The 14,818-nt window shown below is 39.4% G+C and carries 14 protein-coding genes and 1 pseudogene; 3 read left to right on the forward strand and 12 right to left on the reverse strand.

All coding sequences use genetic code 11. The features are described 5' to 3' along the window. Positions 1–123: 123 nt before the first annotated feature. From gloA2 to gyrA, 3 genes are all read right to left on the reverse strand, one after another. Positions 124–537, reverse strand: a complete 414-nt coding sequence (gloA2, locus tag A9Q68_RS02885; protein WP_071793170.1) for an SMU1112c/YaeR family gloxylase I-like metalloprotein — start codon at positions 535–537, stop codon at positions 124–126. A gap of 72 nt (positions 538–609) precedes the next feature. Then, a complete protein-coding gene (locus tag A9Q68_RS02890; RefSeq protein ID WP_071793172.1) occupies positions 610–1,356 on the reverse strand; it encodes a class A sortase in 747 nt (248 codons plus the stop codon). Positions 1,357–1,358: 2 nt separating this feature from the next. Then, the gene (gene gyrA / locus A9Q68_RS02895) at positions 1,359–3,872 is read right to left on the reverse strand and encodes a DNA gyrase subunit A (protein ID WP_071793173.1); all 2,514 of its coding nucleotides are present in this window, start codon (positions 3,870–3,872) and stop codon (positions 1,359–1,361) included. 191 nt (positions 3,873–4,063) lie between these two features. Between gyrA and A9Q68_RS02900 the strand changes: the two genes are divergently transcribed. Beyond that, positions 4,064–5,047, forward strand: coding sequence for an L-lactate dehydrogenase (locus A9Q68_RS02900; RefSeq protein ID WP_071793175.1), 984 nt, complete (start codon positions 4,064–4,066; stop codon positions 5,045–5,047). A 56-nt stretch (positions 5,048–5,103) separates the two neighbouring features. Here A9Q68_RS02900 and A9Q68_RS02905 read toward each other — a convergent pair whose 3' ends face one another. The 9 genes from A9Q68_RS02905 to A9Q68_RS02945 form a co-directional block, all read right to left on the reverse strand. Then, positions 5,104–5,637 carry a dihydrofolate reductase family protein gene (locus tag A9Q68_RS02905; RefSeq protein ID WP_071793177.1) on the reverse strand — a complete coding sequence of 178 codons (534 nt, stop codon included), beginning with the start codon at positions 5,635–5,637 and terminating at the stop codon, positions 5,104–5,106. A 69-nt stretch (positions 5,638–5,706) separates the two neighbouring features. Next, positions 5,707–7,074 carry a H2O-forming NADH oxidase gene (gene nox, locus A9Q68_RS02910; protein WP_071793179.1) on the reverse strand — a complete coding sequence of 456 codons (1,368 nt, stop codon included), beginning with the start codon at positions 7,072–7,074 and terminating at the stop codon, positions 5,707–5,709. A gap of 308 nt (positions 7,075–7,382) precedes the next feature. After that, positions 7,383–7,985 (reverse strand): lysozyme family protein, encoded by a 603-nt coding sequence (locus tag A9Q68_RS02915; RefSeq protein ID WP_071793181.1) that lies wholly within the window; start codon positions 7,983–7,985, stop codon positions 7,383–7,385. After that, the gene (locus tag A9Q68_RS02920; protein WP_071793183.1) at positions 7,986–8,963 is read right to left on the reverse strand and encodes a nucleoid-associated protein; all 978 of its coding nucleotides are present in this window, start codon (positions 8,961–8,963) and stop codon (positions 7,986–7,988) included. 3 nt (positions 8,964–8,966) lie between these two features. Beyond that, a complete protein-coding gene (gene glyA / locus A9Q68_RS02925) occupies positions 8,967–10,223 on the reverse strand; it encodes a serine hydroxymethyltransferase (protein WP_071793185.1) in 1,257 nt (418 codons plus the stop codon). A gap of 31 nt (positions 10,224–10,254) precedes the next feature. Then, positions 10,255–10,848 (reverse strand): L-threonylcarbamoyladenylate synthase, encoded by a 594-nt coding sequence (locus A9Q68_RS02930; RefSeq protein WP_071793186.1) that lies wholly within the window; start codon positions 10,846–10,848, stop codon positions 10,255–10,257. Next, on the reverse strand, positions 10,835–11,671 hold the full coding sequence (gene prmC / locus A9Q68_RS02935; RefSeq protein WP_071793188.1) for a peptide chain release factor N(5)-glutamine methyltransferase: 837 nt from the start codon (positions 11,669–11,671) through the stop codon (positions 10,835–10,837). Before prmC ends, A9Q68_RS02930 begins: the two co-directional genes overlap by 14 nt. Then, entirely contained in the window at positions 11,671–12,750 is a 1,080-nt protein-coding gene (prfA, locus tag A9Q68_RS02940) for a peptide chain release factor 1 (RefSeq protein WP_071793190.1), read from the reverse strand. Before prfA ends, prmC begins: the two co-directional genes overlap by 1 nt. A gap of 17 nt (positions 12,751–12,767) precedes the next feature. Further along, on the reverse strand, positions 12,768–13,346 hold the full coding sequence (locus A9Q68_RS02945) for a thymidine kinase (RefSeq protein WP_071793192.1): 579 nt from the start codon (positions 13,344–13,346) through the stop codon (positions 12,768–12,770). Positions 13,347–13,541: 195 nt separating this feature from the next. On the opposite strand from A9Q68_RS02945, the pseudogene A9Q68_RS02950 reads away from it, so the two are divergent. Both A9Q68_RS02950 and A9Q68_RS02955 read left to right on the forward strand, forming a co-directional pair. Beyond that, a pseudogene (locus A9Q68_RS02950) lies at positions 13,542–13,733 on the forward strand (4-oxalocrotonate tautomerase); the annotation flags it as partial. A 65-nt stretch (positions 13,734–13,798) separates the two neighbouring features. Beyond that, positions 13,799–14,740, forward strand: coding sequence for an FAD:protein FMN transferase (locus A9Q68_RS02955; RefSeq protein ID WP_071793196.1), 942 nt, complete (start codon positions 13,799–13,801; stop codon positions 14,738–14,740). Positions 14,741–14,818 lie beyond the last annotated feature (78 nt).

Raw genomic sequence — 14,818 nt, forward strand, 5'->3', positions numbered from 1 at the left:
TTGAGCAGATCCATCTAAATCTGTTCTCATATTATAGCACCACTTTCTTAAATTAGGGTTAAAAAACTGCTACATGGCAAAGACAAATAAAACAAATCCATGACAGGAGTCATGGATTTTAGCTTATTCATGCAATTCTAAGGGCAGGCCATCAGGATCGAAAAAGAAGGTCATTTTTTCGCCTGTGTAATCATCGTAGCGTAATTCCTCAACCGGTATCTGTTTAGCTTTGAGTTGCTCAATATAGTCTTCAATATGGGTGACGCGAAAGGCCAGGTGACGGAGTCCACAAGCTTCTCGGTCATACTCTGGTCGTCCAACACGTTTGGGTGGAGCTTGATAGTCAGGATCTTTAAGGGTATTCCCAAAAATCTCCAATTCAATGGCACCACAGCGCAAATCTAATTTGTAATCATGGCGTTCAGGACGGTGGTTTTCTCTGATTATCTCAAAACCTAATTGATTAACATAAAAGTCTTTTGACTTGTCATAATCTGACACAATAATAGCCACATGATGGACAGCTTCTAATTTCATCTAAACTCCTCTAATTTTCAAATGTATGTTAAAGATTTAAAAGCTAAGACTGATGTCCTAGCTTTTAATTTCTTATTCAATGGCTACTTGGTTATAGGAATGATTGAAGGCTTTCATAACGGACTCAGGAGCCCCTTTGTAGGCCATTTCCTTTTTCAATACACCCTTAACACAGATACGAGCGGTTGCTTCTGCATCGGTACAAGTAATCAGTGTGATTTCTTTTTTTCCTGGCGTGTCATTTAAGACATCTACCCGATCAGGTGTAACAGTTTGGACTGATTCAATGTCGTACTGATAAATTTTTTCTTTATCAGTGACATAAATTTTCATGCCAACCTTTGCTCGATCTAGGGGAGAAAAGAGCATGTGAGAAGAACCAACCATACCAAAGATATGGTGACTAGCTAGTGAGTAGTTATTGTCACCACCCATGACTTGGCCTTCTTTCATGGTTCCTGCACCATAGATTAACTCTGTATTTCCAAGACCTTTAAAAATTGGTAGGTTAATACTAACTTCTGGTATTGCAATTCCACCTATTACTGGGAGCTTTTGTGCTGACATTTGGGCTTGTAATACAGTATCTGTCGATACAGCTTTTACGGATTTGAAATCAAAAGAACTTTTGGCTTCTTTGTTTTTCTTAATGGTCTTTTTAGAGACATGTTGCACTTGATATTTGTTTGAATTCCAGGCAATCATGGTATTACGAATCGTTTTATTAAACATGAGTCCAAGTCCAATAATCAATAAAACTACTGCTAATAGATTGCGTAATCTTGAAGACCCTTTTTTCTTAATTCTTTTTGTTGTCATTCTTAGTCCTCATTTGATTGCTCTGAAGCAACGCTTTGGTCAGCATTTGTTACTTGGACTACTTCTTGTTCCTCTGCTAGAGTCGGCTCTTCCTCTTCAGGATCTACCAATGCAAAAGTAACAATTTGAGAATCTTGATCAAGACGCATGACACGAACACCCATTGTTGAACGCCCAGTTTGGGACACATCAGCAATATTTGTTCTGATGATTACCCCTTTATTAGTGATAATCATAATATCCTCATCTCCTGAAACAGTCACTAAACCTGCTAATGGGCCATTTTTCTCTGTGATATTGGCTGTTTTAATACCTTTACCACCACGGCCTTTAGTTGGGTATTCAGATGCTGCAGTACGTTTACCGTAACCTTTTTCAGTAATAATCAATACTTCTTGTTGATCAGTGATGTGAGAAGCACCCACTACTAAGTCACCATCACGAAGGGTAACTCCTTTGACACCAGTTGCTGAACGACCCATATTACGAACGACAGCTTCCTGGAAGCGAACAGAGTAACCGAACTTGGTACCAATGATAATATCTTCTGAACCATCTGTTAAGAGTACATTAATCAACTCATCGCCTTCTTTAAGGTTTAAGGCACGTAAGCCGTTCTGACGGATATTGCCAAATTCTGAGGCGCTTGTCCGTTTAACTACACCATGGCGAGTTGTGAAGAAGAAATATTTATTTTCAATATCTTCTTTACGAGCATTGATGATGGTTTGAATGGTTTCTTCTTCCTCTAGTTTTAAGAGGTTGACAATTGGAAGCCCTTTGGCTGTCCGACCATATTCTGGAATTTCATAAGCTTTTAGACGGTAAACACGTCCTTTATTGGTGAAGAATAATAAGGTGTCGTGAGTACTTGTTGAAACAAGTTCTTTAACGAAATCATCATCATTAACACCTGTACCTTGAACACCACGTCCACCACGTTTTTGAGCTCGGAACTCATCTTGAGCCAAACGTTTAATATAGCCCTTGTTGGAAAGGGTAATCAAAACATCTTCGACTTCAATCAAGTCTTCATCTTCAAGTGATAGGACTTCACCAACCATTAATTCTGTTCGGCGAGGATCAGCATATTTACGTTTGATTTCATCCATTTCTTCAATGATGATGGCTTTAACACGTTCTGGTTTAGCAAGGATATCAGCTAAGTCAGCAATCAATGCTACTAAGTCATCATATTCCGATTGGATTTTATCTCTTTCCAAACCTGTCAAACGACGCAGACGCATATCAAGGATAGCTTGACTTTGACGTTCTGATAGGTTGAAACGCGTCATCAATTCTGCTTGGGCAATGACGTCAGTTTGGCTATTACGGATTATAGCAATGACTTCGTCTAAGTGGTCCAAAGCAATTAACAAGCCCTCTAAAATATGAGCCCGTGCTTCTGCCTTGTCTTTTTCAAATTGAGTCCGGCGGGTGATAACTTCTTTTTGGTGAATAATATAGTTATCAATGATTTGTCTAAGGGTTAAAATCTTAGGAACGCCATTTTCAATAGCCAACATGTTAAAGCTAAAGTTGGTTTGAAGACTAGTTAATTTGAATAAGTTGTTAAGAATAACGTTGGCTGAAGCATCACGACGCACTTCGATTACAAAACGAACACCTTCACGACTGGATTCATCACGAACCGCAGTAATGCCTTCAATCCTTTTTTCTTGGGCTAAACGAACAATGTGTTCATGAACTTTTGTTTTATTAACGCCATATGGGAATTCTGTAACGACGATGCGTTCACGATCTTTATTATAGACTTCAATTTCTGTCCGCGAACGAAGAACAATTGATCCTTTTCCGGTATCATAAGCTCTATGGATACCAGACCGTCCCATAACCAATGCTCCAGTTGGAAAATCTGGTCCTGGGATGACTTCCATCAATTCTCGAGTGGTACAATCCGGGTTCTCCATAACCATTTTGACCGCGTCAATGGACTCGCCCAAGTTATGTGGTGGAATATTGGTCGCCATTCCGACCGCAATCCCTGTTGCACCATTGACCAAAAGATTAGGGAAACGAGCAGGTAAGACTAAAGGCTCACGCTCACTTCCGTCATAGTTGTCTTGGAAATCAACGGTATTTTTATTGATATCTCTTAATAATTCAAGAGCAATTTTACTCATGCGGGCTTCGGTGTAACGCTGGGCAGCGGCACCATCACCATCCATAGAACCGAAGTTCCCATGGCCGTCAACTAACATGTGGCGGTATGACCACCATTGAGCCATCCGTACCATTGCTTCATAGATTGACGAATCGCCATGAGGATGGTATTTACCCATAACATCACCGGTGATACGGGCTGATTTTTTATGGGGTTTATCAGGGGTAACCCCTAATTCGTTCATTCCGTACAGAATCCGACGATGAACTGGTTTTAAACCGTCACGAACATCTGGCAAGGCCCGAGCAACGATAACGCTCATGGCATAGTCAATGAAAGAAGTTTTCATTTCACTTGTCAGATTAACGTCAATTAGATTTCTATCTTGCATTTAAGGAATGCTCCTTTTCTAGTCAAACTCTTATATATTATATCATAAATTCCTTATTTTTTCACTGTGGAACCGCTGTCAGAAAACTATTTTCATTTTTTATCTGATTTGAGTGACAAACTATTCACAAAGTGCTAAAATTGAATTGTATGGGCAAGGAGCCCGCAAAAAAAATAAGGAGATGTTTAGACATGACTTTAACTAAACAACACAAAAAAGTTATCTTAGTAGGCGACGGTGCCGTGGGTTCATCTTATGCATTTGCATTAGTAACTCAAAATATTGCACAAGAGCTTGGTATAATTGATATTTTCAAGGAAAAAACTCAAGGTGATGCGGAAGATTTAAGCCACGCACTTGCCTTCACTTCTCCAAAGAAAATTTATGCTGCTGAATACTCTGACTGTCACGATGCTGACCTTGTCGTTTTAACAGCTGGTGCTCCTCAAAAACCTGGTGAAACACGTTTGGATCTTGTTGAGAAAAACCTACGTATCAACAAAGAAGTTGTCTCACAAATTGTGGCTTCTGGCTTCAACGGTATCTTTTTAGTTGCTGCTAACCCAGTTGATGTCTTGACTTATTCAACTTGGAAATTCTCAGGTTTCCCTAAAGAACGTGTCATCGGTTCAGGTACTTCTCTAGATTCAGCTCGTTTCCGTCAAGCCCTTTCAGATAAAATTGGCGTTGATGCTCGTTCAGTCCATGCCTATATCATGGGTGAACACGGAGATTCAGAATTTGCCGTTTGGTCACATGCTAACGTTGCCGGTGTTAAACTTGAACAATGGTTACAAGACAACCGCGACATTGACGAAGAAGGCTTATTAGACATCTTTATCTCAGTTCGTGATGCTGCTTACTCAATCATCAACAAAAAAGGTGCGACTTTCTATGGTATCGCCGTAGCTCTCGCTCGTATCACTAAAGCAATCCTTGATGATGAAAATGCTGTTCTTCCACTTTCAGTCTTCCAAGAAGGCCAATATGAAGGAGTAACGGGTTGCTACATTGGACAACCTGCTATCGTTGGTGCCTTCGGTGTGGTTCGTCCGGTAAATATTCCATTGAATGATGCTGAATTGCAAAAAATGCAAGCCTCTGCAAAACAATTGAAAGAAATTATCGACGCAGCATTTGCTAAAGAAGAATTCGCTTCTGTAGCTAAAAACTAAATACGTTAACCAATAAAAATTCCTAAAAATAAGAAAGAGACCTGACGGTCTCTTTCTTATTTTCGTCGATCATATCTGAGCATGGCAATGCCATCTGTGACGGTGGATTCTATCAGTTGTAATTTGTGTTCTTGGCTGTTAGCTGTAAACAAAGGGCGACCCTTTCCTAAGATGGTTGGAATGATACCAATTATGTAATGGTCTATCAAATCTGATTCGATCAAGGTATGGACTAGTCCGGCACCACCAAAGATCCATATTGGCCCACCTTCTTCTGCTTTCAATTGCTTAAGCGTGCTAACAATTTCCTTAGTGAAAAAGACATTGGTATATGGTGAAATAAGCTCTTGTCTAGTGGCCACATAGAACTTTTTCTCTTGATATCCTTCTATCAATTCTAAAGGACAATCGTCTAGTGACTTACGACCCATAATGACGGTATCGCAAGAAGCAAAAAAGGCTGGGTTATCAAATTGTTTAGCACTGTCAAAAGCATCTATCCCGTGTCCCTCAATCCAATCATAGGAGCCATCTTCGCGTGCAATGTATCCATCTAAACTCATGGCAATGTTTACTACTACTTTTCTCATCTTTCCTCCTAAAAAGTGCCACTCATTGAGGGCACTTTTTATTATACACGAATCAGCTTAAAAAACAGCTTATTCTGCTCCTAAAGCAGCCATCGTGATGTAGTTGTATGGCTTATTAAAGTGAGGTAGGAAGAAGATATCCATTAGTGAAAGTTTCTCAATGGTTACTTTTTCTTGGATGGCTAGAGAGAACATATGAATTCCCATTGAAACATCTTCATAAGAAACCATTTGACAACCTAGGACAATACGACTATCTTTGTCATAAACAATTTTAATAGCTACTTCATGGTTATTGTCTTTAATGAATTCAGGTTTTTGAAGGTCATTAAAGCCAGTTTCTGCTGCATTGAAGCCGGCTGCTTTGGCTTTTTCAAGGGTTAGTCCGGTTGAGACCATCTTCAATCCGTAAATGGAAATTCCATTAGAACCTTGTACACCGGCACCTTCTAATTCATGTCCACATGCATTATGTGCGGCTACAATCCCAGTACGAACAGCATTTGAGGCTAATGCGATGTAGTTAACATCTTGACGGGCATTATCAAAGATAGTGGCGCAGTCTCCGATAGCATAAACATCTTTCATGCTAGTTTCTTGTTTTTTGTCAACAATCCAAGCACCATTGGGTAAAGTATCAAGACGTCCATTACCAAGACCTGTATTTGGTTTAAAGCCGACAGCCATGATAACCATATCGACATCAAAACTGTCTTTGTCAGTAATGAGGCGCTCAACTTTACCATTACCCTCAACAGCTTGAACAGCCTGACCAAAGGCTAATTGAATACCATGTTCTTCGAGATTTTTACTCATCATATCAGTGAAATCACGATCGTAGTAGCCACCCATACATGTGTCGGCAATGTCAACAAGGATAACTTCTTTTCCTTTACGTTGGAAAGCTTCCGCAAGCTCAACACCAATGTAGCCCGCACCAACAACGGCAACACGGTTGATACCTGGTTTTTCTAGCTTCGCAATAACCTCTGCAGAGTTTTGGTAAAGTTTAACAAATTGTAAATTCTCTAAAGTTGCTTTAAACTCACGTGACCCTTCAACAAGTTCGACACCCTCGATTGGGGGAATGATAGGTTGAGAACCGGTAGCAAGAATTAACTTGTCATAAGACTCAACATGTTCCTTACCATCAACAAGAGCTGTAACTTCCTTTTTATCATAGTCAATGGATAAAACTGGCGATTCCATATAGACTTTTGCACCCATTGCTTCTAACTCTTCTTTGTCCGAATAAAAGAGTCCTTCAGGACCGTCGATTTGTTCACCAATCCAGAGAGCCATTCCACAACCTAGGAATGAAATGTTAGAGTTTTGATCAAAAGTAACAATCTCATTTTCTAAACCATAATTAGAAAGCATGGTTTTGATAGCTGCAGTTCCAGCATGATTTGTACCAACAACAACGATTTTAGACATATATATTTTGTTCCTTCTTTCACAATATTTTTGTTTAGGTCTTTATTATAGCACAGCAAAAAATCGCTTCCAAAGAATTTGCTCACAGATTGTTTATAACATCACAAAAATTAAAATGTCTAAAAAGCCTAATGTACGGCCTTTTTTCCTAGCTATCGCATTTAACGCGATCTTGAAAAATCAAATGTTTGTGATTTCTCAAACTTTAAGGAATTATCTTTATAAATTATTGTGAATTTCCGAACATGTTACAAATGCATAAAAAACACTTCTAAAAAATTTCAGAAGTGTTACAAATTTTAATCATTTTAAAACAACGAGAAGAAATTAATGAGATATAAGTTAAAGGCCACTTGGCGAGAATAGTAAAAATTACCACCGTTTTTATAGAGTTGACCACCAGAAATGATGGCAAGTGGATGATAATAAATATAGGACTCACCGGTAGTGTTACCTAAGCTAGGTGCTACTACTTCCCGCGAATAAGTTTTGGCTAATTCAATAGTATTCTCACCACCATTTTGAGCCACGTATTTGATATAAGGTGTGCCAAAGTTGTAAGCCTGAATAGCTGTCCAAGAATCAACGCCCATTTCTTCAGCTAATTGTAAATTCTTAGACACTAACTTGATGCCATGCTGAATAGAAACTTGACTATCAGTAATAGAGTTAGCTGTTCCACTGCTACTTTCACTGGACTGCATGACATCAGCTGAGCCACCTTTGGTCTCGGTATAAATCATGGCTAAGATTAAATCAACATTGGCTTTGGTGTCATTGGTTGCCAATGTCTTCTCAACCATCTCTTGATAGCGCATAACGTTTTTGACGTTCTGATGGGTAATATAGAGCTGAAAAAGGCAAAAAATCAGAAAGACAAAGAAAACGACACGCTTGATAAATTTAAACATTTATTTATTTTTTATATCCTCAATATTTTTGATTAGAATGGAATAAGTTCCATCGTCATTCATAATGAATTCTACTGAATCAGCATCTTGATAGACGGCATTAGGAACTGTTAATTCAATCCCATTAGAAAGTGATAATTTTTGGCTTTCTAATTTCTTCAATTGACGGGAATGGTCAATATCGGAAATTTTAATGGGTTCTGGAATAGCATCTTTGACCTGGTCGACGAAGGTTAAACGAGCTGTTAAATTATTATCGAATAATTGATCAGCCAGTTGTTCTGGCGACAAATGGTCCCCCTCTTCCAAATTTTTGGAAATGGCAGACTTCATTTTAGATTGAAAAGCAAAATCATCCTGATTAAAGTTCTCAGCAATCTTTTGCGCGGTCTGTTCAATCGTTTTAATGGATTTTTTCACGGACTGCTGAGGTTGCACCTTAAGCAAGGTTTCCGAGAAATAATTGGCAAAGCTACCATTGTGTTTGACCCTTTTTTCAATCAAATAGTAATCATGGGTTTCCAAGTTGATGACCAAAGCCTCATCCGGTGCCTGAGCCGCACTAGGGAGGTTGTTTTGGGTAATACTAAAAGGATTATCCTGACTATTGTTGGTGTGGGCAAAAGCCTCTTTCAAGGTTAAGCGCAGAAAGGCAAAAAAAGGCAATCCATCCTTCTCAAAAGCAAGGAAGACCAAATCATTGGTCTTCTGATCTTCCGAAATGACAAAAGCTTCCTTCCATGCTTGCGCAATGGCTTTGCTGCTTTCCAAGTAATCTTCAGAAATCATGCTGAGAAAATCATTATCAGCAGTGAATTGGCCCCGCTTTGCATCTTCCGAGAAAACTTTAGTCAGTTTTTTTCTGAAGTATTCATCAAGACGTGGGGTAATGGTCACCTCATTTTCACCAAGTAACAATTCAGTGTCACTTGGTGAAAATTGGTGAATATAAAGTTTACGTATATAAATATCTAACATGGTTTATTTTTCGTATAATGGGAATCTGTCAGTGATGGCACGCACTTCTTGACGAACTTGGTCAAGAACAGCCGCATCGTCATGGTTAACCAAAGCTTTAATAATTAAGTTGGCAATGGCTTTACTTTCATCAACACCCATGCCACGGCTAGTAATGGCTGCACAACCAATACGGATACCTGAGGTTTTGAATGGTGATAAAGTTTCAAATGGGATTGAGTTTTTGTTAAGGGTAATATTAACCTCATCCAAGAGGTTTTGTGCTAATTTACCACTTTCAATAACCTTGGTCACATCAACTAGAAAGACATGGTTGTCTGTACCACCAGAAATCAGACGGAATCTGTCATCTTGGGCGAAGACATCAGCCATAGCTTTGGTATTGTCAATAATATTTTGAGCATAGACTTTAAAGGCAGGATCTAAGGCTTCTTTGAAAGAAACTGCTTTTGCGGCAATGACATGTTCTAATGGACCACCTTGAAGGCCTGGGAAAATGGCTGAGTTAATTTTTTTAGCCAATTCTTCATCATTAGTTAAAATCAAGCCACCGCGAGGCCCACGCAAGGTTTTATGCGTTGTAGAGGTTGTGACATCTGCGTAAGGGATTGGGCTTGGGTGAAGGCCTGCCGCCACCAAGCCCGCAATATGAGCCATATCAACCATGAGGTAAGCACCAACTTGGTCGGCAATCTCACGGAATTTGGCAAAATCGATCGTGCGAGAATAGGCTGAAGCACCCGCAACGATAAGTTTAGGTTGGACTTCTTTAGCTTGTTCTAAAATAGCATCATAGTCGAGCATTTCTGTTTCTGGATCAACTGAATAGCCAACAAAGTTGTAAGTTTTTCCTGAGAAATTAACTGGAGAACCATGGGTTAAATGGCCTCCTGCTGCCAAATCCATGCCGAGGACGGTATCACCAGCTTGAATCAAAGCCATATAGGCAGCTGCATTGGCTTGACTTCCTGAGTGGGCCTGAACATTGGCAAACTTAGCCCCAAAAATTTCCTTAGCACGTTCGATAGCCAAGTTCTCAACCACATCAACACATTCAGTTCCACCGTAGTAACGTTTACCTGGATAACCTTCAGCATATTTATTGGTTAAAAGAGAACCTTGAGCCTTCATGACAGCTTTAGAAACCACATTTTCGGAAGCAATCAATTCAATATTGTGTTCTTGTCTTTCTTCTTCAGCATGAATAGCATCCCAAAGTTCTTGGTCAAACGCTTGAAAATCATCTCTATCAAAAATCATTGTAAATCTCCTTTATCTATAAGGGGCTTTCTTATTCAAAAGAAATACCAGCAACCTTGTCTTGAATATCAGCAACCGTAATGGCCCCTTGTCTGAGGACTTTGGCTTTAGGTCCAGATAAATCAATAATCGTAGAATCCTGACCGGTGAGAGCCTGGTCGTCTTCGAATCCAGTGACCTGCTGGCCAAAGGTGTCCATAATGGCTTGGTAGTTGCGACCACTTTCATTACCAGAAATATTTGCTGACGGGCCAATCAGGGGACCCGTTAAACGAATCAGTTGAGCCGTGATAGGGTGGTTGGGTAAGCGAAAGCCTACAGTATCCTTGCCGGAATTAATCCAAGCTGGCACTTGTTCGTTAGCCTTTAAAATAATAGTTAAAGGACCTGGTAAAAAGGCATCAAATAAGTCTTTTAGGTAGGACGGTTGTTCCTTGGAATAGTCAAGAATAGACTGATAATCAGCAACATTTAAATTCATAGCCTTATCACGAGGTCTCTTCTTGAGAGCATAAACCTGATTAACAGCTTCCTCATCTAAGGCTTTGGCAAAAAGGCCGTAAACCGTTTCTGTTGGCAGTACTAAGGCACCACCTTCTTCAATGATGGCTTTAAAGCTTTCCATAATCGATAATCACCATTCTATCCTTTCCATAATAATCTTTGAGAATGCGCAGCCTTCTGTCTGGGAAGGTGGATTCTACCAGTTGTGACAGGTCTGGCCCCTGTTTGTAACCTATTTCGAAGTAGATTTTCCCATTTTCTGTCAGGTAATTACTAGCTTGCTCAAGGATTGCTCGGTAGATTGCTAGGCCATTCTCCTCAGCAAAAAGGGCTAAATGTGGCTCTGAAATCAGAACATTGCGACCCACTTCTTCCTTATCCTCATAAGCAATATAAGGGGGATTGGAGACAATAATATCAAACTTTCCTGAAAGGGAACTAAAAACATCAGACTGGGTAAAGTCAATTTCTGTCCTGTTGTCTTTGGCATTTTGTTTGGCAACTTTCAAGGCTTCTGGGGAAATGTCTGAGGCTGTTACTGTCCAACTTGGTCTGGCTTTTTTGAGGGCAATGGCTATAGCCCCGCTACCAGTTCCAATATCCAAAACATTTAATTTTTCTGCCTGGTTCTCCGCAAGGATTAATTCCACCAGTTCCTCTGTTTCCGGCCGTGGGATTAATACAGCTTCATTGACAGTCAGAATCAAATCCCAAAAATAGGCTTTGCTGGTAATGTATTGCGGTGAGCGACCAGCAAGTAACTGGTCCATGATGTCTTGCATTAGTGCTTGATCAGTCTCAGTCACTTCTTTATTTTGATGTTGGATGAAGTCCATTAGACCCCACCCCTTTAATTCTCTAAAAACATAAGAAATATTTTCGGCATCTTCACCTACTTTCACTAAAGCTTCTTCGTAGGCTGCTAGTTGACTGGCATAATTCATTATTTATTTAATGCTTCCAATTTCTGAGTTTGGTCATACATAATCAAGGCATCAACGACTTCATCCATTTTACCTGATAAAATAGTATCCAATTTTTGCAGAGTTAATCCGATGCGGTGATCAGTTACACGGTTTTGTGGGAAGTTATAGGTTCTAATCCGTTCAGAACGGTCACCTGTTCCGACTGTTGATTTCCGTTCGGCATCTTGCTCGTCTTGGGCAATTTGGGCGAAGTGGTCAGCAACACGGGCTCGGATAATTTTCATAGCTTTATCACGGTTCTTTTGTTGCGTCCGTTCTTCCTGCATTTCAACTTTAATATTGGTTGGAAGATGGACCATCCGTACGGCAGTTGCTACTTTATTGACGTTCTGTCCACCAGCACCGGATGCATGATAAATGTCAACCCGTAAATCTTTAGGGTCAATTTCATATTCTACATCTTCGATTTCTGGCATGACTAATACTGTCGCTGTTGAGGTATGGACACGACCTTGACTTTCAGTTACAGGAACACGTTGGACACGGTGTGCGCCTGATTCATATTTTAATTTTGAATAGACAGATTGTCCTGATACCATAGCTACGACCTCTTTGATACCACCAACACCATTGTAAGAAGCCTCCATGACTTCAAAGCGCCAGCCTTGGCTTTCAGCAAAACGTTGGTACATATCTAATAAGTCTCCTGCAAAAAGTGCGGCTTCATCACCACCAGCTGCTCCACGAATTTCCAAGATAATATTTTTATCATCATTTGGATCTTTAGGTAAGAGAAGAATCTTCAATTTTTCCTCGTATTCTTCTTTAGCAGTTTTTGATTCTTTCAGCTCCTCTTTAGCCATCTCTTCAATCTCAGCATCACCGCCAGAATCTTTAATCATCTCCTCTGCGTCAGCGATTGACTGAATAATATCCTTATACTGACGGTAAGTGGCAACTGTTTCGCGGGTATTGGCTTCTTCTTTTGACAATTCCATGAAGCGCTTGGTGTCGGAAACCACATCTGGGTCACTGAGTAATTCACCTAATTCTTCATAGCGGTCTTCAAGGGATTGTAACTGATCATAAATATTCATACTAGGCTTGATTCTCCTTAATCTTGGTCAAGTGGTGGATGAAAATAATGTTTGCGACATACTGGAATGTAAGTTTCATTACCACCAATTTGAATTTGTTCACCTTCATAGATAGGTCTGCCATCTTTCATCCGTAACTGCATAATGGCTTTTTTACTACAATATTGACAAATAGTTTTGATTTCATCGATTTTATCTGCTAGTAGTAAGAGTTGCTCTGAGCCCTCAAATAAATGATTTTGGAAATCATTCTTCAAGCCAAAAGCCATAACTGGAACGTGTAGCTCATCAACAACACGCGCTAGATCATAGACATTCTTTTTACTGAGAAACTGACATTCATCAATCAAAACACAATAGGGGCTGATATCCAAAGAGTCAATATAAGCAAAAATATCCATATCATCTGAAATGGGTACTGCTTCTCTTTTCATACCAATTCGACTAGACACGACACCAAAACCATCTCGTGTATCTAAGGCACTTGTCATAATAACAACCGGTTTATTTTGTTCTTCGTAATTATGTGCTACTTTTAAAATTTCAATGGATTTTCCAGAATTCATCGTCCCATATTTATAGTATAATTGAGCCAAACTGGGGTTCCTACCTTCTTTTTTTATCTAAACTATTCTACCACAAAAATGCCTATTTTGCGATGGTAATTGCCCTTTATTAGTCAGCGAATGATTTGAGCATAGTAAGTAATTTATATTTTTTTATATTTTTATATAATTTTCTATGCAATTAATGAATAAAGTGGTAAAATATAGAAAAATACAAGGAGAAAAAAGAAAATGCCATTTGTTACAATTGATTTATTTGAAGGCCGTAGCCAAGAACAAAAAAATGAATTGGCCCGTGAAGTTACTGAACTTGTCTCACGCATTGCCCAAGCCCCAAAAGAAAACATCCACGTGATGATCAACGATATGCCTGAAGGTAGCTACTTCCCTGCTGGCGAAATGAAAAAGAAAAATTAAGAAAGCATAATTTGGGTCAATAGGATTTGACCCCTTTTTTTCTATAAAGAGAAAGGAGCTCAGATATGTATCTCACTAAACAGTTACATATGATGGGTACTGTCATTGATATCCAGATTAAGTCAGCTACTGCATCCAAACAAATGGAAAAAGTGTGCCAACTCTTTGAGACATACAAAAACCGTTTTAGTGCCAATGACATGGATTCCGAACTGATGGCAATCAATCTGGCTGCTGGAAAAGATGCCGTTAAGGTTCACCCAGATTTGTTAGAATTAACTCAAATTGGTAAGGCACATAGCTTAGCTCTACCAAGTAATTTAAACATTGCTATTGGTCCTTTAGTTCAAACTTGGCGTATTGGGTTTTCTGATGCAAAAGTCCCAAGTCAGCAAGAAATTACTGAGAAATTAAGCTTGACCGATGCCAGTAAGATTGATATTGATTCCTTAAAACAGTCAATTTTTCTAGCGGAAGAGGGAATGAAAATTGACTTAGGCGCTTTAGCCAAAGGCTACATTGCTGATAAGATTATGAACTATTTAATAAAAGATGGTATCGAAAATGCCTTGATTAATCTTGGCGGAAACGTATTAGTCCAAGGTAACAATCATAAAAGACCCGACGGTCTCTATTACATTGGTATCCAGGAACCCGAAAAAGAACGTGGACACAACTTAGGTATTCTCAAAGTATCAAACCAATCCGTAGTCACTTCTGGTATCTATGAAAGACGCCTCAAAGTTGGTGAAAAAGAATACCACCACATCTTCAACCGAGAAACTGGTTTCCCCATTGAAACAGATATGGCCAGTCTAACAATAGTCGCTGATTCGTCCCTTGACTGCGAAATCTGGACCACGCGTCTATTTGGTCTAGATAGCATGACTGTCTATAACCTCATAAACCACCATCCTGACATTGAAGGAATTATTGTGACCAAGGATAAGCGAGTGGCAATCACAAATGGCATAAAAAATAGCTTTACCTTTACTTACCATTCTTAAATAGAAAGTAAGAAACACCTCTGAATCATACTGTTCAGAGGTGTTTTTATCTAAAAAGGCTCTTAAGAGTCTTTCAAC

The organism is Streptococcus bovimastitidis, assembly GCF_001885095.1.
Lineage (GTDB): Bacteria > Bacillota > Bacilli > Lactobacillales > Streptococcaceae > Streptococcus > Streptococcus bovimastitidis.

Coding starts and splice junctions, on each gene's coding strand:
- gloA2 (WP_071793170.1), bottom strand. CDS start 537: ATGAAATTAGAAGCTGTCCATCATGTGGCTATTATTGTGTCAGATTAT.
- A9Q68_RS02890 (WP_071793172.1), bottom strand. CDS start 1,356: ATGACAACAAAAAGAATTAAGAAAAAAGGGTCTTCAAGATTACGCAAT.
- gyrA (WP_071793173.1), bottom strand. CDS start 3,872: ATGCAAGATAGAAATCTAATTGACGTTAATCTGACAAGTGAAATGAAA.
- A9Q68_RS02900 (WP_071793175.1), top strand. CDS start 4,064: ATGACTTTAACTAAACAACACAAAAAAGTTATCTTAGTAGGCGACGGT.
- A9Q68_RS02905 (WP_071793177.1), bottom strand. CDS start 5,637: ATGAGAAAAGTAGTAGTAAACATTGCCATGAGTTTAGATGGATACATT.
- nox (WP_071793179.1), bottom strand. CDS start 7,074: ATGTCTAAAATCGTTGTTGTTGGTACAAATCATGCTGGAACTGCAGCT.
- A9Q68_RS02915 (WP_071793181.1), bottom strand. CDS start 7,985: ATGTTTAAATTTATCAAGCGTGTCGTTTTCTTTGTCTTTCTGATTTTT.
- A9Q68_RS02920 (WP_071793183.1), bottom strand. CDS start 8,963: ATGTTAGATATTTATATACGTAAACTTTATATTCACCAATTTTCACCA.
- glyA (WP_071793185.1), bottom strand. CDS start 10,223: ATGATTTTTGATAGAGATGATTTTCAAGCGTTTGACCAAGAACTTTGG.
- A9Q68_RS02930 (WP_071793186.1), bottom strand. CDS start 10,848: ATGGAAAGCTTTAAAGCCATCATTGAAGAAGGTGGTGCCTTAGTACTG.
- prmC (WP_071793188.1), bottom strand. CDS start 11,671: ATGAATTATGCCAGTCAACTAGCAGCCTACGAAGAAGCTTTAGTGAAA.
- prfA (WP_071793190.1), bottom strand. CDS start 12,750: ATGAATATTTATGATCAGTTACAATCCCTTGAAGACCGCTATGAAGAA.
- A9Q68_RS02955 (WP_071793196.1), top strand. CDS start 13,799: ATGTATCTCACTAAACAGTTACATATGATGGGTACTGTCATTGATATC.